Raw genomic sequence first — 19432 nt, 5'->3', positions numbered from 1 at the left:
CCTCCGCGCAAAATGGGAACGCTCCCGAAGATCGAGAAACGTTGACTGAACCGGATAAGTGAGGCCACCGTACGGGCCGACCATGGGCCTGTCAACGGGCGATGAACGCCGTAGTCGTCCCGTAACCAGCGGGAACCTTGGGAGCGCGACCATGCGTGGTGAAGCGCTCTTCCGCGCAATTCACCACGCAACGGGGGTGGCATTGCCGCGCGAGAGAGGCCGTAGGCTTAACCGCGCAAGAAACCGCTCCGTACGACGGATCAGCGCGACCCCGCCCAGGGCACCGCCCGGCGGGGTCGCGATAGCGTGAGGGCCGCCGGTGATCCCGGCGCCGTGGACCGGCCCGTGGGGCCGTGAGGATTGAGGAGCACGCCGGTGAAGCGGCCGACCATCGCCGACGTCGCCCGACGCGCCGGGGTGTCCAAGGGCGCGGTGTCGTACGCGCTCAACGGACAGCCCGGAGTATCGGAGGCCACCCGCCAACGGATCCTGGCCATCGCCGCCGAGATCGGCTTCAGCCCGAGCAGCGCCGCCCGCGCGCTCTCCGGGGCCACCGCCAACGCCGTCGGCCTGGCCCTGTGCCGACCGGCCCGGATACTGGGCATCGAGCCGTTCTTCATGGAGCTGATCAGCGGCGTCGAGGCGGAACTCTCCGCCCGGTCGTACGCGCTGACCCTCCAGGTGGTGGCCGACCAGGAGGCGGAGATCGCGGTCTACCGGCGCTGGTGGGCCGAACGCCGGGTAGACGGGGTGTTCGTCTGCGACCTGCGCACCGACGACCGGCGGATCCCCGCCCTGGAGGAGCTGCAACTACCGGCGGTGGTGATCGGCGGGCCGGGGCACACGGGCAGCCTGACCAGCGTCTGGTCCGACGACGCGGCGGCGCTGGTGGAGACGGTGGAATACCTGGTGGCGCTCGGGCACCGGCGGATCGCCCGGGTCGGCGGCCTGCCCTCGCTGCTGCACACCGAGATCCGCACCGACGCCTTCGGCGAGGTGTGCCGGCGGCTCGGGCTCGACGAGGCGGCCACCGTCTGGTCGGACTACACCGGCGAGGAGGGCGCCCGGGCCACCCGCCGCCTGCTCAGCTCCGCCAACCGGCCCACCGCGGTCATCTACGACAACGACGTGATGGCGATCGCCGGGCTCTCGGTCGCCCAGGAGATGGGGCTCGCCGTCCCGGGCGACCTGTCCATCGTGGCCTGGGACGACTCCCCGCTCTGCCAGCTGGTGCACCCGCCGCTGACCGCGCTCGGGCGGGACATCCCCGCGTACGGCGCGCACGCCGCCCGGCAGCTGCTCGCGGTCATCGCGGGCGAGCCGGTGACCGGTCTGCAGGACGAGACCGCCCACCTCACACCCCGGGGCAGCACCGCCCCGCCCCGACGGGGGTGAACCGGTTCAGCGGGCACTGAACGCCAGGCGGGTCAGCGAGACGCCGACGGGAACTCCTCGAAGAGCGCCTCCACCCGCTCGGCGGTGGCCGGACGGGCCAGCGCGAACCCCTGGCCGTACCGGCAGCCGGCCCGGCAGGCCCGGTCGACGTCGGAGTCGGACTCCAGCTCCTCCACCACCACCGAGAGCCCGAGCCGCTCGCCGAGGCTGACCACCACGTCGATCAGCGGCCACTGCGGCCCGTCCGGCGTCTCCGCCGGCTGCGGCCGGATCTTGAGCAGGTCGATCGGGAGGCGGCGGAGCTGCGCCAGGGACGCCTGCTCGGCCCGGAAGTCGTCCAGCGCCGTCCGGACGCCCAGCGAGCGCAGCCCGGCCAGCCGGGCCACCACGGTCGGCAGCTCGGCGCCGAGGCGGGGCTCGGCCACCTCGATCACCAGCCGGTCGGCCGGCACGCCGTGCCCGGCCAGGATCGACGCCACCCGGGGCAGGAAGTCCGGCGCCAGCAGCTCGCGGGGGGTCACGTTGACCGCCATCCAGAGGTCGCGGCCCTCGGCCGACCAGCCGGCGAGCTGTCGGCAGGCCTGGTGCAGCACCCACCACCCCAGGTCCCCGACGAGGCCCAGGTCCTCGGCGACCGGCAGCAGCTCGGCCGGGAGCACCGTGCCCAGCACCGGGCTGCGCCAGCGCAGCAACGCCTCCGTCCCCACCGGCAGCCGGTCGGCCAGGCCCAGCACCGGCTGGTAGACCAGGTCCAACTCGCCCCGGGCGACCGCGCCCGGCAGCTCCCGCTCCAGGTCCAGCCGGCGGACCAGCTGCTCCTCCAGGTAGGCGTCGTACCACTCGACACGGTTGCGGCCGAGCTGCGCGGCCCGCCGCCGGGCGAGGTCCGCCTGGCGCAGGGCGTCCTCCGCACCGGCCCCGGCCAGCTCCGCCAGACCGACGCTCACCCGCAGCCGGACCAGTTCCCCGGGCACCGGGCAGGGCTCCGCCAGCGCGGCCACCAGCCGGCTGCCCAACGCGTACGCCGGGACCGGGCCGGCATCGGTGAGCACGGCGAACTCCTCCGCGCCGACCCGGGCCACCAGGTCGCGAGGGCCCGCCACGTCGCGCAGCCGGCGGGCGGCGGTGACCAGCAGGGCCTCGCCCACCGCCGGCCCCGCCCCGTCGGAGAGCCCGCCGAGGCCGTGCAGCTCCACCAGGAGCAGCGCGCCGCCCGGCTGCCCCCGTCGCGCGCCCAGCGAACGCAGCAGTTCGCTCCGGTTGGCCAGGCCGGTGAGCAGGTCGGTGGCGGCGAGCCGACGTACCTCCCGCTCCAGCCGGCGGCGCTCGCCGATGTCGCGTACGTGCAGCACCACCGCGCCGACCTCGGGCACCCCGCGCTGGTCGCTCACGGTCGCCTCGGTCTCCCGCCAGCCGCCGTCGCCGGTGGCCATCCGGGCCACCAGCAGGGGCGGCTGCGCCCCGGCCGGGTCGGCTGCGAGGCGGGCCAGCGCGCCGGGGGCGTCGTCGGGGTGCAGCAGGTCGGCGAGACGACGGCCACGCACCTCGTCGTCACGCAGCCCGAACCACCGTGCGCCGGCCGCGGAGAGCCAGCGCACCCGCAGCTCGTCGTCGAGGATCAGGATCAGGTCCCGGCCGCCGGAGACCAGCGCCCGGAAGTGCGCCTCCCGGGCCGCCAGCCGCCGCGCCTGGTCCCGGTTGTCCGCCGCGGTGATCAGTTCCCGGGCGATCAGCGGCGGGATCACCGCCAGCCCGAGCAGGACGGCGGCCGGGGTGAAGCTGCCCACGGCCCAGAGGTGGTGCCCGGCCGCCAGGGTGGCCACCGCGGCCGGCACGGTCACCCGTGGCCAGGTCGCCGCCGGTCCACCGCCGAGCGGCGGCTCGCCGGCCGCGACCCGGGCCATCCCGGCCGCGGTGAGCAGCGCGCCGGCCACAAGGAGCGGCACCGCGGTCAGCGTCGCCTGCTGCGGCGCCCGGTAGGCCAGCAGCACCACCAGGTCGGCCAGCCCGAACAGGGTGGCGGCCGCGCCGGCCCGGCAGAGCGCCGCCCCGGGTCGACGGCGGTGCTCGGCGAGCGCGCTCACCAGCAGCCCGGCCAGCCCGGCCGCGCCGACCACGGTCACCACCCGGACCACCGGCGGCACCTCGCCGGGCGGGAGCAGCACCCAGCCGGCGAAGACCAGGGCGGCGCCGAGGCCGACGGTGTCGACGGTCCGGCGCAGCCGGACCCGGGGCGTCAGCCGGGAGTGACCGGGCAGCGTGAGCAGACCGGCGCCGTACAGCCCGGTCGCGGCGAGCAGGCCCGCTGCCACCACGTCGGGGCGCTGCGGCGGGGCGGCCAGCGGCAGGACGGCCACGGTCAGGCCGACGACCAGCACGGCGGCGTCGAGCAGCACGGCGGCCCGGCGACGGCGCCGGACCGCCCGGACACGACCCCGGACGGCGGCCGACCGGGCGAGCCGGACACCGGCCAGGACGCAGCCGGCCGCGCCGGCCAGCGTCGTGGCGGCCAGCGACGGGAGAACGCCGGCCAGGGCGGCTCCCACCAGCGACGCGGTCACCGCCAGCAGGGCGGCCACCGCGGGCGGCAGGCGACGGACGAGGTACGCGTATGGCACGGCGGTCGCCTTCGTGAGGGGGACACGGGGCGGTGCGACGGTGCTCGGCGCGGACGGATATCCGACACACGCCATCCCCGCAAACGACCGGTCGTCATGCCGGTTACGCCGCCCGGAAGTGACCCGCGTCACTAAAGCATGGTGACTGTCACCGTCCGGACGCCCGGTGGACCCTGGCCCGGCCCCAGGGTGGGATCATCGGAGGGTGAGTCGCACCGACACCATCCGCTTCCGGCACCACCAGGCCATCCTGGTCGCGGCAATCGTCGCCCTGATCGGGTCGCTGCCGCTGGCCACCGCCGAGTGGTACCTGCTGCCGGTGCTGCTGGTACCACTCGCCGTCGCCTTCTGGGCGTGGCGGTCCGGCACCGACGCCGACGCCCGCGAGCTGCGGCTGACCGCGCTCGCCGGTGGCCGGCGGATCCCCTGGGAGCAGGTCGTCGAGCTGGCCACCGACCCGCGCGGCCGGGCGGTCGCCCGCCTCGACGACGGGCAGGAGGTCCTCCTGCCGGCGGTACGCGGCACCGACCTCCCCCGGCTCGTCCAGGCCACCGGCCAGAGCCTGCCCGGCACCCGCTGAACACACCGCTCAGTAGCCGTCCACCACCGTGTTGACCAGCGGCTCTCCTGCCGCGAACCGGCGGACCTGCGCGCCGACCAGCCGGTACGCCCGGGGCAGCAGGCCGCGTACCGAGCCCGCGACGTGCGGGGTCAGCAGCACGTTCGGCAGCTCCCAGAGCGGGTGCTCCACCGGCAGCGGCTCCGGGTCGGTCACGTCCAGCGCGGCACGCAGCCGGCCGCTCGCCAACTCGGCGACCAGCGCCGCCGTCCGCGCCACCGGCCCCCGGGCGGCGTTGACCAGCAGCGCCCCGTCCGGCATCGCGGCGAGGAACTTCTCGTCCACCATCCCCCGGGTGGCCTCGGTCAGCGGCACCAGCAGGACCACCACGTCGGCCTTCGGGAGCAGCCGGGGCAGCTCGTCGGTCCCGTGCACCCCGTCGACGGGGCGGGCGGTGCGGGCGACCAGGGTGAACTCGACGTCGAACGGGGCCAGCCGGGCCTGCACCGCCGCGCCGATCGAACCCGCGCCGACGATCAGCACCCGCTTGCCGGTCAGCTCGTCGGTCGGGGTGACGTCGGCGTACGCCCACTCGCGGCGGGCCTGGGCGCGCGCCATCGCGGGGAAGTTCCGCAGCTGGGCCAGGATCGCGGTGACCACCCACTCGGCGGTGCCGGCGTCGTGCACGCCCCGCGCGTCGCAGAGCGTCACGCCGTCCGGGACGCGCCCGGCCCAGGCGTCCGCGCCGGCGGAGAGCAGCTGCACCACCGCCAGGTCGGGCAGCCGCGCCAGCATCGCGGTGACGTCCCCGCCGGCCAGGAACGGCGGCACCCAGAACCGCACCCCCGCCGGGTCCGACGGCGGCGCCGCCGGCTCCGTCCAGGGCTCGACGGTGACGCCCGGGGGCACCTCGCCGAGCAGTCCGACTCCGGCCGGGTGCGGGATCCATACCTTCACGCCCGCCGACGATAGCGGCCGTCGCGGCCCCTGGCGCGGCCGCCGGGCGCCGACCTTCGACATCCGTGGTGGCGCGGCCCCCGACATGGGTATAAGCGGTCTCCGGAGCGTCGAGCGGCGTCCCGTACGACCGTGGACAGGAGGCCGATGAGCGAGCGCCCCCCGGGAGCCGACCGGCCGCCCGCGACCGCCATTCCCGCGCTCGACGACCCGGGCCGGCTCCGGTCGCTGGCCGACACCGGCCTGGACGCTGCCCCCGACGAGGCCTTCGAACGCTTCGCCCGGCTGGTCGGCGACCTGCTCGACGTGCCGGTCGCGCTGGTCTCCCTGGTCACCGACACCCGGCAGTTCTTCCCCGGCGCGGTCGGCCTGCCCGAGCCCTGGGCGGGACGCCGGGAGACCCCGCTGACCCACTCGTTCTGCCAGCACGTGGTCGACCTCGAGACCCCGATGGTGCTGCCCGACGCCCGGCTCCATCCGCGGGTACGGCAGAACCTCGCCATCGCCGAACTGGGCGTCATCGCGTACGCGGGCATCCCGCTGACCGACCTCGACGGCCGGGTGCTCGGCTCGCTGTGCGCCGTCGACAGCAAGCCCCGGGCATGGACCGCCGCCCAGCTGCGGACCCTCGCCGACCTGGCCGCCGCCTGCTCGTCGGAGCTGCGGCTGCGGATCGCGCTGGACGGCGCCGAGGAGGCCAGACGGCGCGCCGAGGAGGCGCACGACCGGCTCGAACTGCTGGCCGGGTTGAGCGAGACCCTCAGCCGCACGCTGGACGTCGACACGGCGGTCAGCCGGCTGGCCGACGCGATGGTGCCGCTGCTGGCCGACTGGGCGCTGGTGACCCTGGTCGACCGGGCCCGGCAGCCGCGCCGGGCCACCGGGGTGCACCGCGACCCGACCCACGCCGCCGGGGTGGTCCGGTTCGCCGAACTGATGACCACGCGGCTCGGCCCCCACTCGGTCACCCGGACGGTGTTGCGCACCGGGCAGCCCGTCCTCGGCGGCGCGGCCACCGTGGCGGACCTGAAGCGGGCCACCGACGACCCGGAGATGGTCGCGCTCGCCGAACGGCTGGGTTTCGCCTCCCATCTGACGGTGCCGGTGCCGGCGCCCGGCGGCGCGGGCGTCATGGGAAGCATCACGCTGATCAACGGGACCGGCCGGCGGCCCTTCGACGACAGCGACCTGCGCACCGCGGTGGAGATCGGCCGCCGCGCCGGGCAGGCGGTCGGCAACAGCTGGATGTACGGCGAGCAGCGCCACGTCGCCGAGGTGCTGCAGCACAGCATGCTGCCCTCGCTGCCCGAGAGCCCGATGGTCGAGCTGGCCGCCCGCTACCAGCCGGTGGCCGACCGGGTCGAGGTGGGCGGCGACTGGTACGACGCCTTCGTGCAGCCCGACGGGGACCTGATGGTGGCGATCGGGGACGTCGCCGGCCACGACATCGAGGCCGCCGCGACCATGGGCCAGGTGCGCAACCTGGTCCGCGGTGACGCCTTCGGCCGGACCGACCCGGTGCACGAGCAGATGAGCCGGCTGGACGCGGCGATCTCCGGGCTGCGTATCCCGGCCGCCGTCACCGCGACCCTGGCCCGGCTCGGCCCCACCGCCGACGGCCTGGCGGTGAGCTGGTGCAACGCCGGGCACCCGCCGCCGCTGGTGGTGACCGCCGGCGGCGCCGTACGCACCCTGGGCGGCCCCCGCGAGCCGTTGCTCGGTCTGAGCCGGCCCTCCCCGCGTACCAGCCGCCAGTCGTCTCTGGCGGTCGGGGACACCCTGCTGCTCTACACCGACGGGCTGGTGGAACGCCGGGACCGGCCGATCGACGAGACGCTGGCCGAACTGGTGGACCTGCTCGCCGACACCGCCCGGCTCCCGCTCGCCGAGCTCTGCGACCTGCTGCTCGGCAGCCCTCAGCGGCGGGAGGACGACGTCGCGCTGCTCGCCGTCCGGGCCCGCTGAGCGGGACGGTCCCACCCGGGAGGCGTCAGCGGGGCGGGAAGTCCGGTTTCCCGGGCTAGGCTGGGCCGGGTGAGCGCCCGTCCCCCGTACCCCCGCACCGGCCGCCACCGTGTGGCGCTGGCGGCGTCCAGCGCGGCGCTGCTGCTGGCCGTCTCCGGATGCAGCTTCGGCCCGCCGGAGCCCGACCCGGCCGGCGAACCGCCGAACCTGCCGACCCCGTCGAGGACGGCCAGCCCGGGCGGCGCCGGGCAGCAGGTGGTCGCCACCGTCCTGGCCAAGGGGTTGCGGGTGCCGTGGGGCATCGCCTTCCTCCCCGACGGCGGGGCGCTGGTCACCGAGCGGGACAGCGGGCGGATCCTCAAGGTCGGCCCGGAGTCCGGACCGGACGGGCTGCGGGTCGCTCCGGTGCAGAAGGTCCCCGACGTGGCCGCCGGCGGTGAGGCGGGGCTGCTCGGCATCGCGGTCTCCCCCGCGTACGCCAAGGACGAGACGGTCTTCGTCTACTACACCACCGAGCGGGACAACCGGGTCGCCCGGTTGAAGCTGGGCGCGACGCCGACGCCGATCCTCACCGGCATCCCGAAGGCCGGCAACCACGACGGCGGCGGGCTCGCCTTCGGCCCGGACGGGCAGCTCTACGTCAGCACCGGCGACGCCGGCGACCGGGACGCCGCCCAGGACCGCAAGAACCTCGGCGGCAAGATCCTGCGGATCACCCCGGACGGCAAGCCGGCCCCCGGCAACCCGTTTCCCGGCTCGCCGGTCTGGTCGCTGGGTCACCGCAACGTGCAGGGCATGGCCTGGGACGCCGGCAAGCGGATGTACGCCACCGAGTTCGGCCAGAACACCTGGGACGAGATCAACCGGATCAACGCCGGTGGCAACTACGGCTGGCCGACCGCCGAGGGGCAGGCCGGCGACAAACGGTACGTGGACCCGATCGTGCAGTGGCGGACCTCGGAGGCGTCCTGCTCCGGGCTGACCACGGTGGACCGGCTGCTCGTCGCGGCCTGCCTGCGCGGGCAGCGACTGTGGGTGGTCGAGCTGACCGACACCGGCACCGTGCTGGGGCAGCCCCGCGAGCTGCTGACCGGCAAGTACGGCCGGTTGCGGGCGGTCGCCGCCGCCCCGGACGGCTCGGTCTGGGTGTCCACCTCCAACCACGACGGGCGGGGCCGGCCGGTGCCGGAGGACGACCGGCTGCTGCGGCTGGTCTTCGCCGACGGCGGCGCCGGGCGGAGCTAGCCCTCGGGTCGGTCCGATCCGACACGCCGGTGAGCCTGCCGGATCGGGCCGCCGTCGGCCGGGTTTGCCAAGATCCTCCATTGGGCAGGTCAGAATCTCAGCATGGACGGTCAGGAGAACGAGCAGCGCGGGCCCGGGGACGACGAGACCCCGGCCCGGCGTGAGCGTCGCCGGTGGCCCTGGACGCGACAGGCCGGCCGGTCGGGCCCGGTCCGCCGGGTCGGAGTGGTCGCCGCGGTGGTCCTGGTCGCCCTCGCCGGTGCGGTGATCGGGGTGCTGGCCGGCGGCCGGGTCAACACCGACATCGGACCCTTCCGGGCCGACCTGACCCTCGTTCCGGCGGTGCAGGGCGGCACCACCGTCGACGTCCCCCCGCTGGGCGCCCTGCACCTGGACAGCCACGACGGGCCGACCCACCTCACCGTCGGCCTCGGCGCGCTCGACCAGCGCCGGACCGAGGCGCTGATCGGCGACCCGGCGAGCATCAGCCGGGCCAGCCAGTCCGCCGTCCAGGACGTCCGTGACGGCGTCATCCGGCTCGCGCTGCGTACCCTCGGCGCGGTCGTGCTGGTCACCCTCGTGCTGGGCGTGCTGGTCTTCCGGGACACCCGCCGCACCGCCTGGTCGGCGGGGCTCGCGCTGGCGGTCACCGCCGGCAGCCTGGGGCTGGCCGCGGGCACCATGCGCCCGGAGGCGATCGAGGAGCCCCGGTACGAGGGGTTGCTGGTCAACGCGCCGGCGATCGTCGGTGACGCCCGGCGGATCGCCGACGACTACACCAAGTACGCCGAGCAGCTCCAGCGCGTGGTGGGCAACGTCAGCAAGCTCTACACCACGGTCTCGGCGCTGCCGGTCTACGAGCCCGCGCCCGGGACCACCCGGGTGCTGCACGTCTCCGACATGCACCTGAACCCGACCGGTTGGCAGCTGATCCGCACGGTGGTGGAGCAGTTCAACATCGACGTGGTGATCGACACCGGGGACATCACCGACTGGGGCAGTGAGCCGGAGGCGTCCTTCGTCGGCTCGATCGGGCTGCTGAAGAAGCCGTACGTCTACATCCGGGGCAACCACGACTCGGCACGGACGGCGGCGGCGGTGGCCCGCCAGCCCAACGCGATCGTGCTCAGCAACTCCACCACCACGGTGGCGGGACTGACCATCGCCGGGATCGGCGACCCCAGGTTCACCCCGGACAAGGAGACCTCACCGGCCGGCAGCGGCCTGACCAGGCAGGTCGCCGACCAGGTCATCGGGACCGGCGAGCAGCTCGCCGCCACGGTACGCAGCTCGCCCCGGCCGGTGAACATCGCGCTGGTGCACGACCCGGCCTCGTCCGGGCCGCTGTCGGGCAGCTGCCCGCTGGTGCTCGCCGGGCACACCCACGACCGTCAGGTGTCGAAGCTGCCGCAGGTGCCCGGCCAGCAGCCCACCCTGCTGATGGTGGAGGGCTCCACCGGCGGCGCCGGGCTGCGTGGCCTGGAGGGCGAGAAGCCGACTCCGCTGTCGATGAGCGTGCTCTATCTCGACCAGCAGAAGCAGTTGCAGGCGTACGACGACATCACCGTCGGCGGCACCGGGCAGGCCCAGGTCAACCTGGAACGGCACGTGATCCGCGATCCGGCGAAGGGCGCCGACGTCCCGGTCACCCCCACTCCGACCCGGGGTGGGCCGGAGTCACCGTCGCCCGGCCCGACCCGCAGCGGTTCGGAGTCCCCGTCACCCAGCCCGACCCGCTGACCGGACGTCGACGCGCCGGCGCCCGGCCGGGGTGGTGAGCGGCGGCCGGTCGACGCCCCGGGTCCGGTCCCTGCCCGTCGATGTCATGGCCCGGCCGTCGATGCGTCGAGGTCCCGACCGGCCGATGCCTCGTTACCTGGGGTGACCCTCCTCCGACAAGCACCTCACTGTGCCGACCCCTTTGCTCTGCACCCACGGACGCACCAATCACGCTGCGTGGCCTGTCGTCCATCATTGACGACTAGCATCACCGCCATATGTCCTGCTCACACCGCTGGCGCGTCGGCGGGTGCAGAGCAAAGGACGCGGTGCATCCAGCCGGGCCCCGCAGCGGAGACCACTCACCGTAACCGGCACGGAGAAACACGGACGGTGATGCCCGACTCGGACGGTCACCCACCGGGAGCGCACCGGGAGCGCACCGGGAGTGGCCCGCCGAGGGCCGTCAGCGCAGCGAGAGCGCGGCCAGGGCGGCGTTGACGATGCTGCCGGGCAGCAGGTCGTGCAGCTCGTACAGCTCACGGACGCTGCCGGACTGACCGAACTCGTCCACGCCCAGCGGCACCGCCGGCACACCCAGCGCCGAGCCGAGCCAGGCCATGGCGTGCGAGGCGGCATCGTGCACGGTCACCACCGGGGCGCGGTCGCCGAAGGCGGCCCGCAGCGCGCCGGGCACGCTCGGCACGGTCGCCGTACGCACGCCCTGGCGCAGCGTCCGCTGCCAGGCCCGGTAGAGCCGGTCCAGCGAGGTCACGTCCACCACGTGCGCGGCGATGCCCTCCTCGGCCAGCTCCGCGGCCGCGGCGAGCACCTCCGGCAGCACCGCGCCGGAACCGGCCAGGGTGACCACCGGGGCGTCGGCCAGGTGCGGGTACGCCTGGTGCGCATCCACCAGCCGGTACGCCCCGGCGACCACCTGGCGGCGCAGCACGGCGTCGGAGATCCGGGCCCGGGCCGCCTCGAACGGCGCCTGGTCGAGCGGGCGGGTGCTGAGCCGGAAGTAGTACGCCCCGTCCTCGGCCGGCGCGGCGGTGGCGGCCGGGACGGACCCGTGCGCGATCTGGCCGAGCGCGTCGCAGAGCAGCCAGTCCAGGCTGGCCGCGTACGCCGGCTCGATGAAGGTGACGCCGGGCAGTTCCAGGCCGACCGAGGCGGTGATGGTCGACTGGTGGGCGCCGCCCTCCGGGGCGAGGGTTATGCCCGACGGGGTGCCCGCGACCACGAACCGGGAGCCGGAGTAGGTGCCGTAGAGGAACGCGTCCAGGCCGCGCAGCACGAACGGGTCGTAGACCGTGCCAACCGGCAGCAGCGGCTGCCCGGACAGGTCCCACGACAGGCCGAGCTGACCGAGCAGCAGGAACAGGTTCATCTCCGAGATACCCAGCTCGATGTGCTGCCCGGCGGGGCTCTCCGTCCAGCGCAGCATCCGGTCCTCGGTCCAGGAACGCTGCTCGGTGGGGGCGAAGACGCCGGTCTTGTTGATGAACCCGGCGAGGTTGGTGGAGGTCGCCACGTCCGGGGCGGTGGTCACCAGATAGGGCGCGACCTGCGGATCCCGGGCCAGGTCGACCAGGACCCGACCGAAGACCTCCTGGGTGGAGACGGGCTTGGTGGCGCGTACCTTCGTGGTCTCCGGGACGGTGACCCCCAGCGTCCGCTCGCGCGGCGCGCGGGACAGCGCCTCCCGACGCTCGCCGGCCCGGATGCCGGCCGCCGACGCCGGGTCGAGGCGGTCCCACTCGGTCTCGACGGTCAGCCCGTGCGCGGCACGCAGGGCGTCGACCTGCTCGGTGCTGAGCAACGCCGAGTGGTTGCGCGGGTTGCCGGCGATCGGCAGCCCCCAGCCCTTCACCGTGTACGCGAAGACCACACTGGGCCGGTCGGTGACCGCGTCGCACTGCGCGTACGCGTCGAGCATCGCCGCCATGTCGTGCCCGCCCAGGTCGGTGACGAGCGGGCCCAGCTCGTCGTCGGCGATGTCGGCGACGAAGGCGGACACCTCGGCCGGAGCGCCGTCGAGGAACTGCTTGCGCAGCGCCGGCCCGGCCAGCCCGAACAGCGACTGGTACTGCTCGTTCGGCATCCGGTCGATCCAGTCGCGCAGCGCCTCGCCGCCCGGCCGGGCATACGCCTCGGCGAGCTTGCGGCCGTACTTGACTTCGACGACGTGCCAGCCGGCGGCCTCGAACTGGCCGCGCCACTGGTTGATCCGGATGCCGGGAACGACCCGGTCCAGCGACTGACGGTTGAAGTCGACCAGCCACATCACGTTGCCCAGTCCGGTGGTGGCCGGGTCGGCGACCGCCTCCCAGATGTTGCCCTCGTCCAGTTCGGCGTCACCGATCAGCGCGATGAACCGGGAGTGCGGGCGGGCCCCGAAGTGGGCGTCGACGTAGCGGCGGGTGACCGCGGCGAAGAGCGGCGCGGCCGCGCCGAGCCCGACCGAGCCGGTGGAGAAGTCGACCTCGTCGGGGTCCTTGGTCCGCGACGGGTACGACTGGAGCCCACCGCGCGCCCGCAGCTTCGTCAGGTACGACCGGTCCAGGTTGCCCAGCAGGTACTGCACGGCGTGGAAGACCGGCGAGGCGTGCGGCTTGACCGCCACCCGGTCCTCGGCGTCCAGGTGGGCGAACCAGAGCGCGGTCATCGCGGTGACCAGCGAGGCGCTGGACGCCTGGTGCCCGCCGACCTTCACCCCGTCACCGGTGTCCCGGTCGTGGTTGGCCGCGTCGACGATGCGGGTAGCGAGCCAGAGCACCCGCCGCTGGATCTCGTCGAGGACGTCGAGGTCGTGCTGGTTCACGGTGACTCCATCCGGGCGTCGCCGTTGACGCCCTCACGAGGGGTGCGGGGTGCCCGCGTACCCGAAGAAAGGGCCGAAGGCCGCCGCCGGTCGGACGGCGACCTTCGGCGGTGGGACTCAGCCCTGGACGCCGAGGCGCTCCAGGATCAGCTCACGGACGGTCTTGGCGTCGGCCTGGCCGCGGGTGGTCTTCATGACCGCGCCGACCAGCGCGCCGGCCGCGGCGACCTTGCCGCTGCGGATCTTGTCGGCGATGCCCGGGTTGGCGGCGATCGCCTCGTCCACGGCGGCGGTGAGCGCGCCGGTGTCGGAGACGACCTCCAGGCCCCGGTCGGTCATGATCTCGGTCGGCGAGCCCTCACCGGCCACCACGCCCTCCAGGACGCTGCGGGCCAGCTTGTCGTTGAGCTTGCCGGCGTCGACCAGACCCTGCAGCTCGGCCACCTGCGCCGGGGTCGCCCCGACGTCGGCCAGCTCGATGCCCGCCTCGTTGGCCCGGCGGGACAGCTCCCCCAGCCACCACTTGCGGGCCGCGGCCGGGGTGGCTCCGGCGGCGACGGTCTGCTCGATCAGCTCGACCGCGCCGGCGTTGAGCACCGACTGCATGTCCAGGTCCGACAGGCCCCACTGCTCCTGGAGCCGGCGTCGGTGCAGCCGGGGCAGCTCCGGCAGCGCGGCCTTCAGCTCGGCCACCCAGGCGGCGTCCGGCGCCAGCGGCACCAGGTCGGGCTCCGGGAAGTACCGGTAGTCGGTGGCGGTCTCCTTGGACCGGCCCGGGGTGGTGTCGCCGGTGTCCTCGTGGAAGTGCCGGGTCTCCTGGGTGATCTTCCCGCCGGCGTCGAGCACCGCCGCCTGGCGCAGCATCTCCGAGCGGACCGCCCGCTCGACCGACCGCAGCGAGTTGACGTTCTTCGTCTCGGTGCGGGTGCCCCACTCCTCGCCCGGCAGGTTCAGGGAGGTGTTGACGTCGCAGCGCAGCGACCCCTCCTCCATCCGCACGTCGGAGACGCCCAGCGAACGGAGCACGTCGCGCAGCTCGGTGACGTACGCCCGGGCCACCTCCGGAGCCAGCGCGCCGGTGCCGGGGACCGGCTTGGTGACGATCTCCACCAGCGGGATGCCGGCCCGGTTGTAGTCGACCAGCGACTCGGTCGCGCCGTGGATGCGGCCGGTGGCCCCGCCCACGTGCAGCGTCTTGCCGGTGTCCTCCTCCAGGTGCACCCGCTCGATGCCGATCCGCACCAGCTCGCCGTCGACCTCGACGTCCAGGTAGCCGTCGAAGCAGAGCGGCTCGTCGTACTGGCTGATCTGGAAGTCCTTCGGCATGTCCGGGTAGAAGTAGTTCTTCCGGGCGAACCGGCACCACTCGGCGATCGAGCAGTTCAGCGCGAGGCCGATCCGGATGGTCGCCTCGATGGCCGCCTTGTTGGCCACCGGCAGCGAGCCGGGCAGGCCCAGGCAGACCGGGCAGACCCGGGTGTTCGGCTCGCCGCCGAAGTCGGTCGGGCAGCCGCAGAACATCTTGGTGTTCGTGCCCAGCTCGACGTGGGTCTCCAGGCCGATCACCGGTTCGTAGCGCGCGACGACGTCGTCGTACGCGGGCAGTGTCGTGGTCATCTGAGCTCCTGCCTCACAGCGCCGGTGGGGTGAACGTGCCGACCACGGACTCCAGCGCGGCGGCGACCCGGTACATCCGGTCGTCCGCCATCGTCGGGGCCATCACCTGAAGGCCGACGGGGAGCCCGTCGGAGAGCCCGCACGGCACCGAGATGCCCGGACCGCCGTACAGGTTGGTCGGGATGGTGAACAGATCGGCCAGGTACATCTGGTAGGGGTCCGAGGTGCGCGCGCCGAGCGGGAAGGCCACGAACGGGGTGGTCGGCGAGATCAGCGCGTCCACCCGCTCGAACGCCGCGGTGAAGTCGCGGGTGATCAGGGTGCGGACCTTCTGCGCCTGGCCGTAGTAGGCGTCGTAGTAGCCCGAGGAGAGCGCGTACGTGCCGATCATGATGCGCCGCTTGACCTCGGCGCCGAAACCGGCCTCGCGGGTCAACGACATGACCTCCTCCAGCGACCGGTTGCCGTCGTCGCCGACCCGCAGGCCGAACCGGACGCCGTCGAACCGGGCCAGGTTGGAGGAGCACTCACTCGGCGCGATCAGGTAGTACGCCGGCAGCGCGTACCTGAAGTGCGGGCAGGACACCTCGACGATCTCGGCGCCCAGCTTGGCCAGGGTGTCGACCGATTCGCGGAAGGCGGCCAGCACGCCCGGCTCGGCGCCCTCACCGGTGAACTCGGAGACGATGCCGAGCTTCACGCCGGTCAGGTCGCCGGTCGCGCCGAGCTTCGCGGCGGCCACCACGTCCGGCACCGGGGCCGGGATCGAGGTCGAGTCACGCGGGTCGTGCCCGCCGATGACCTGGTGCAGCAACGCGGCGTCGAGCACCGTGCGGGCGCACGGGCCGGGGGTGTCCAGCGAGGAGGAGAAGGCCACCAGGCCGTAGCGGGAGGTGCCGCCGTAGGTGGGCTTCGCGCCGACCGTGCCGGTGACCGCGCCCGGCTGGCGGATCGAGCCGCCGGTGTCCGAGCCGATCGACAGCGGGGCCTCGTACGCGGCGAGGGCGGCGGCGCTGCCACCACCGGAGCCGCCCGGGATGCGGTCGGTGTCCCACGGGTTGCGGGTCGGGCCGTACGCGGAGTACTCCGTGGAGGAGCCCATCGCGAACTCGTCCATGTTGGTCTTGCCGAGCATCACCGTGCCGGCCTCGCGCAGCCGCTGCACGATCGTCGCGTCGTACGGCGGGCGCCAGCCCTCGAGGATCTTCGAGCCGACGGTGGTCGGCACACCCTTGGTGGTGAGCACGTCCTTGACCGCGACCGGCACGCCCGCGAGAGGGCCCAACTCCTCGCCGGCGGCCCGGCGCTCGTCCACGGCCCGGGCGGCGGCCAGGGCGCCGTCGGTGTCGACGTGCAGGAACGCGTGGACCCGGTCGTCGACGGCGGCGATCCGGTCCAGGTGGGCCCGGGTCACCTCGACGGCGGAGGTCTCGCCCGTCGCCACCAGGCCGGCGATCTCCGTCGCGGTCAGTCTGGTCAGGTCGCTCATGCCGGCACTCCGCTTCGCTCCGTGCCGTCATGAGGCACCATCACACTGAGCCCGATGATTCGCTCGCTGCGCTCGCTCATGAGGCCACATCCTCGTCCAGGATCCGCGGGACGCGGAACCGCTGCTGGTCGGCGTCGGGCGCACCCGACAGCGCCTCCTGCGGGGTCAGCCCCGGCACCACCACGTCCTCGCGGAGGACGTTGGTCAGCGGCACCGAGTGGGAGGTCGGCGGGATGTCCGCCGCGGCGACCTCGCCGACCTGGGCGACCGACTGGAGGATGACGTCGAGCTGGCCGGCGAAGGTGTCCAGCTCCTCCTCGGTGACGGCGAGCCGCGACAGTCGCGCGAGGTGCGCGACCTCCTCGCGGGAGATGGCGGCCATCAGTGCCCCCTTCGTGGCTGTCCTGACTGCGTCTGCGTGTGCCGCCGCGCGGTCGCGGTGCAGATGACGCGCGGTGACCGGAGCGAGTCTATTGTCCTGCGGACGCGGCGACGCCTCCGACTCCCCCCGCTGTCCGCAGGATGCTGGCCGGCACCCGGGCGCGGGTCACCTCGCCGGCCGGCCGCGTCACCGGCCGGCGCGGCGCGGCCCGTCCGTCTCGGCGGCCACCGTCGGGTGCACCGGCCGGTACCGGGACAGCCAGGTGGCCAGCTCCTCCGCCGGCATCGGCCGGGCGTGGAACCAGCCCTGGGCCACGTCGCAGCCGGCCGTGTGCAGCAGCCGCCAGGTGCGCTCGTCCTCCACCCCCTCGGCGACCACCCGCAGCCCGAGCGCGCCCGCCAGCTCGATCATCGACCGGACCACCGCCGCGTCATCGGCGTCGTCGGCCATCCCCAGCACGAACGACCGGTCCACCTTCACCTCAGCCAGCGGCAACCGCCGCAGGTGCTGCAACGACGAGTAGCCGGTGCCGAAGTCGTCCAGTGAGATCGCCACCCCGAGCCGGTGCAGCCGGGTGATGGTGGCGAGCACCCGCCGGGGGTCGGCCATCAGCGCGCCCTCGGTGATCTCCAGTTGCAGGCGTTCGGGGCGTACCCCGAAGCGGGTGAGCTGCTCGGCGATCCGGTCGGCGATCTCATTGGTGTGCAGGTCCCGGACGCTGACGTTGAGCGAGGCCCGCAGGGTGATCCCGGCCGCCGACCACTTCGCCAACTGCTCGATCACGTCGTCGACCACCCGCCGGGTGAGCAGCCGCATCACCGCGCTCTGCTCGGCGAGGCGGATCAGCTCACCCGGGTCGACCATGCCCCGGCGCGGGTGCCGCCACCGCAGCAGCGCCTCCACGCCGACCACCTCGCCGGTGGCGATGGCGATCTGCGGTTGGTAGTACATCGTGATGGCGCCGACGTCGTCCGCCGCGTCGTCCCGGGCCGGGGCGGGCCCGGCCGGCGCCTCGGCCGGTGGCGGCACGTCGGGCCCTGGGCGGATGACCCGCGGGCGGGTCGGGTCCGCCCCGGTCAGGATCCGGTTGAGCAGCTCGTCCGGGTGCTCCGGGCCGGTGCGCGGCCGGCGGCGGCGCGGCCACCACCGGCTCTGCCCGGCCCGCGGGCCCGGATCGGTGGCCAGCCGGGACGGCAGCGTGGCCCCGTCGCCGCCGCGCACCGTCCGCGCCACGGGCGGCCCCGCCTCCAGGACCCGGCGCAGGTCGGCCAGCAGGCCCAACCGCTCGGCGGAGTTGTGGTCGGACTCGGCGGCGTACACGGCGACGGTGTCGTTGCGGTGTTTCGCGTCGTACATCGCCACGTCGGCGTGGCGCATCAGGGTGGCGTAGTCCTCGCCGTGCTCGGGGAAGAGCGCGACGCCGATGGAGGCGCCCACGTCCAGCGGCAGCCCGTCCAGCGGCACCGGCTCGGCGAGCGCCGCGACCACCCGGTCGGCCAGCTCGCGGGCCTCGTCGACGCCGGCCAGCCGGGTGGCGACGATGGCGAACTCGTCCCCGCCGAGACGGGCCAGCATGTCCCGCCCGCCGACGACGTCGACCAGCCGGGCGCTGACCTCCACCAGCAGGCGGTCCCCCACCGCGTGCCCGAGCGCGTCGTTGACGTTCTTGAACCGGTCCAGGTCGATCAGGAGCAGGGCGAGGTGGGCGTCGGGGCCGCCCCGGGCGACCCGCTCGGCGTGCAGGTGCACCTGCTCGGCCACCTCGGCCAGCAGCGCCTTGCGGTTGGGCAGGCCGGTGAGCGGGTCGAGCGCGGCGAGCTGCTCCTGCTCGGCGGAGAGCCGGGACATCCGGTAGACGGCGAAGAGCGGCACCAGCACCAGCGGGATCAGCACGGCGCTGGCCCGCGCGGCGGCGACCAGCACGGGGGCGAGCAGCAGCAGCGACCCGGTGGAGAGCAGCTCGAACGGCAGCGCCTGCCGGACGCTCGGCCACCAGCGGCCACCGAAGCGCAGTCGCAGCGCGGTGCTGACCAGGCCGTAGTTGACGGCGAACCAGGTGGCCGTGGCCACGCCGACGACGGCGACGTCCGTCCAGCGCAGTCGCCCGTCGGTGGCCAGCCCACCCGGCCCGAGCCGGAGCACCAGGTACGCGGCGCCGAGGGCGCAGGCGTACTGGGCGGTGTTGAAGGCGGTCCGCCAGAGCGCGTGCCGCATCCGCCAGCCGGAGACGGCGACCGCGACGGCCTGCACCGCCACCGCCGGGCCCAGCCCCCAGCCGAGCAGGATCGCGAAGGTGAAGCAGGTGGACGGGAAGATCGCCGAGGTCTGCCGCCGGCCGGGCGGGACGAACGGACGCGCGTCGCAGGCCACCGCGAGCACCGCCATCGTCCAGAACGCGGCCGGCAGGGTGGGCAGCCGGTCCGGCAGGCCCACCAGTGCCGGAACGGCGACCAGCACCGCCATCGCGGTCACCGCGGCGACGAGCCCGCCGAACGCCTGGTGTCCGGGCGGGACGGAGTTGCGGGGGTCGGCGGTCTCCATCGCACCTCCCGGGCGTACGGCCGAGGTGTGCGCCGGTCGCACACCGTGCCCCCATCAAACGCCCTGAGCGACGCAATTCCCCAGGCGACAGCCACGAATCGGTCGTAGTCGTAATTAAGTT

At 74.4% G+C, this 19432-nt stretch carries 12 protein-coding genes; 5 read left to right on the top strand and 7 right to left on the bottom strand.

The window, feature by feature from the left end:
* The first annotated feature begins 375 nt into the window (after window positions 1–375).
* Entirely contained in the window at window positions 376–1395 is a 1020-nt protein-coding gene (locus tag GA0070560_RS16385) for a LacI family DNA-binding transcriptional regulator (RefSeq protein ID WP_091297828.1), read from the top strand.
* Window positions 1396–1427: 32 nt separating this feature from the next.
* On the opposite strand, the gene GA0070560_RS16380 is transcribed toward GA0070560_RS16385, so the two are convergent.
* Window positions 1428–4013: a putative bifunctional diguanylate cyclase/phosphodiesterase gene (locus GA0070560_RS16380; protein ID WP_245675550.1), complete on the bottom strand. Its 2586-nt coding sequence runs from the start codon at window positions 4011–4013 to the stop codon at window positions 1428–1430.
* Window positions 4014–4218: 205 nt separating this feature from the next.
* Here GA0070560_RS16380 and GA0070560_RS16375 point away from each other — a divergent pair, with 205 nt between their 5' ends.
* Window positions 4219–4593, top strand: a complete 375-nt coding sequence (locus tag GA0070560_RS16375; protein ID WP_091297822.1) for a PH domain-containing protein — start codon at window positions 4219–4221, stop codon at window positions 4591–4593.
* 9 nt (window positions 4594–4602) lie between these two features.
* Here the strand turns inward: GA0070560_RS16375 and GA0070560_RS16370 are convergent, their stop codons facing one another.
* The gene (locus GA0070560_RS16370; RefSeq protein ID WP_091297818.1) at window positions 4603–5529 is read right to left on the bottom strand and encodes a 2-hydroxyacid dehydrogenase; all 927 of its coding nucleotides are present in this window, start codon (window positions 5527–5529) and stop codon (window positions 4603–4605) included.
* A gap of 147 nt (window positions 5530–5676) precedes the next feature.
* Here GA0070560_RS16370 and GA0070560_RS16365 point away from each other — a divergent pair, with 147 nt between their 5' ends.
* The 3 genes from GA0070560_RS16365 to GA0070560_RS16355 all read left to right on the top strand — a co-directional run bounded on the left by GA0070560_RS16365 (window position 5677) and on the right by GA0070560_RS16355 (window position 10479).
* A complete protein-coding gene (locus tag GA0070560_RS16365; protein WP_091297814.1) occupies window positions 5677–7494 on the top strand; it encodes a SpoIIE family protein phosphatase in 1818 nt (605 codons plus the stop codon).
* 69 nt (window positions 7495–7563) lie between these two features.
* Complete coding sequence (locus GA0070560_RS16360; protein WP_091297810.1) at window positions 7564–8739, top strand: PQQ-dependent sugar dehydrogenase; 1176 nt, start codon at window positions 7564–7566, stop codon at window positions 8737–8739.
* Between the two features lie 102 nt (window positions 8740–8841).
* Window positions 8842–10479, top strand: a complete 1638-nt coding sequence (locus tag GA0070560_RS16355) for a metallophosphoesterase family protein (RefSeq protein ID WP_091297807.1) — start codon at window positions 8842–8844, stop codon at window positions 10477–10479.
* Between the two features lie 445 nt (window positions 10480–10924).
* Here the strand turns inward: GA0070560_RS16355 and GA0070560_RS16350 are convergent, their stop codons facing one another.
* The 5 genes from GA0070560_RS16350 to GA0070560_RS16330 form a co-directional block, all read right to left on the bottom strand.
* Window positions 10925–13282 (bottom strand): transketolase-like TK C-terminal-containing protein, encoded by a 2358-nt coding sequence (locus tag GA0070560_RS16350; RefSeq protein WP_091297804.1) that lies wholly within the window; start codon window positions 13280–13282, stop codon window positions 10925–10927.
* Window positions 13283–13399: 117 nt separating this feature from the next.
* Window positions 13400–14899 (bottom strand): Asp-tRNA(Asn)/Glu-tRNA(Gln) amidotransferase subunit GatB, encoded by a 1500-nt coding sequence (gene gatB / locus GA0070560_RS16345; RefSeq protein ID WP_091297800.1) that lies wholly within the window; start codon window positions 14897–14899, stop codon window positions 13400–13402.
* 13 nt (window positions 14900–14912) lie between these two features.
* On the bottom strand, window positions 14913–16388 hold the full coding sequence (gene gatA, locus GA0070560_RS16340) for an Asp-tRNA(Asn)/Glu-tRNA(Gln) amidotransferase subunit GatA (RefSeq protein WP_091297797.1): 1476 nt from the start codon (window positions 16386–16388) through the stop codon (window positions 14913–14915).
* 76 nt (window positions 16389–16464) lie between these two features.
* Window positions 16465–16770, bottom strand: a complete 306-nt coding sequence (gene gatC / locus GA0070560_RS16335; RefSeq protein ID WP_088977795.1) for an Asp-tRNA(Asn)/Glu-tRNA(Gln) amidotransferase subunit GatC — start codon at window positions 16768–16770, stop codon at window positions 16465–16467.
* Between the two features lie 186 nt (window positions 16771–16956).
* A complete protein-coding gene (locus GA0070560_RS16330; protein WP_091297793.1) occupies window positions 16957–19311 on the bottom strand; it encodes a putative bifunctional diguanylate cyclase/phosphodiesterase in 2355 nt (784 codons plus the stop codon).
* Between the last annotated feature and the right edge of the window lie 121 nt (window positions 19312–19432).

Source organism: Micromonospora halophytica (assembly GCF_900090245.1).
Lineage (GTDB): Bacteria > Actinomycetota > Actinomycetes > Mycobacteriales > Micromonosporaceae > Micromonospora > Micromonospora halophytica.
Note: the sequence above shows the minus strand (reverse complement) of the source record. Positions and strands in the feature narration are given on the sequence as shown.

What these genes read in the sequence shown, in the direction of transcription:
- GA0070560_RS16355 (WP_091297807.1), top strand. Translation starts at nt 8,842, where the DNA reads ATGGACGGTCAGGAGAACGAGCAGCGCGGGCCCGGGGACGACGAGACC.
- gatC (WP_088977795.1), bottom strand. Translation starts at nt 16,770, where the DNA reads ATGGCCGCCATCTCCCGCGAGGAGGTCGCGCACCTCGCGCGACTGTCG.
- GA0070560_RS16330 (WP_091297793.1), bottom strand. Translation starts at nt 19,311, where the DNA reads ATGGAGACCGCCGACCCCCGCAACTCCGTCCCGCCCGGACACCAGGCG.
- GA0070560_RS16365 (WP_091297814.1), top strand. Translation starts at nt 5,677, where the DNA reads ATGAGCGAGCGCCCCCCGGGAGCCGACCGGCCGCCCGCGACCGCCATT.
- gatB (WP_091297800.1), bottom strand. Translation starts at nt 14,899, where the DNA reads ATGACCACGACACTGCCCGCGTACGACGACGTCGTCGCGCGCTACGAA.
- gatA (WP_091297797.1), bottom strand. Translation starts at nt 16,388, where the DNA reads ATGAGCGACCTGACCAGACTGACCGCGACGGAGATCGCCGGCCTGGTG.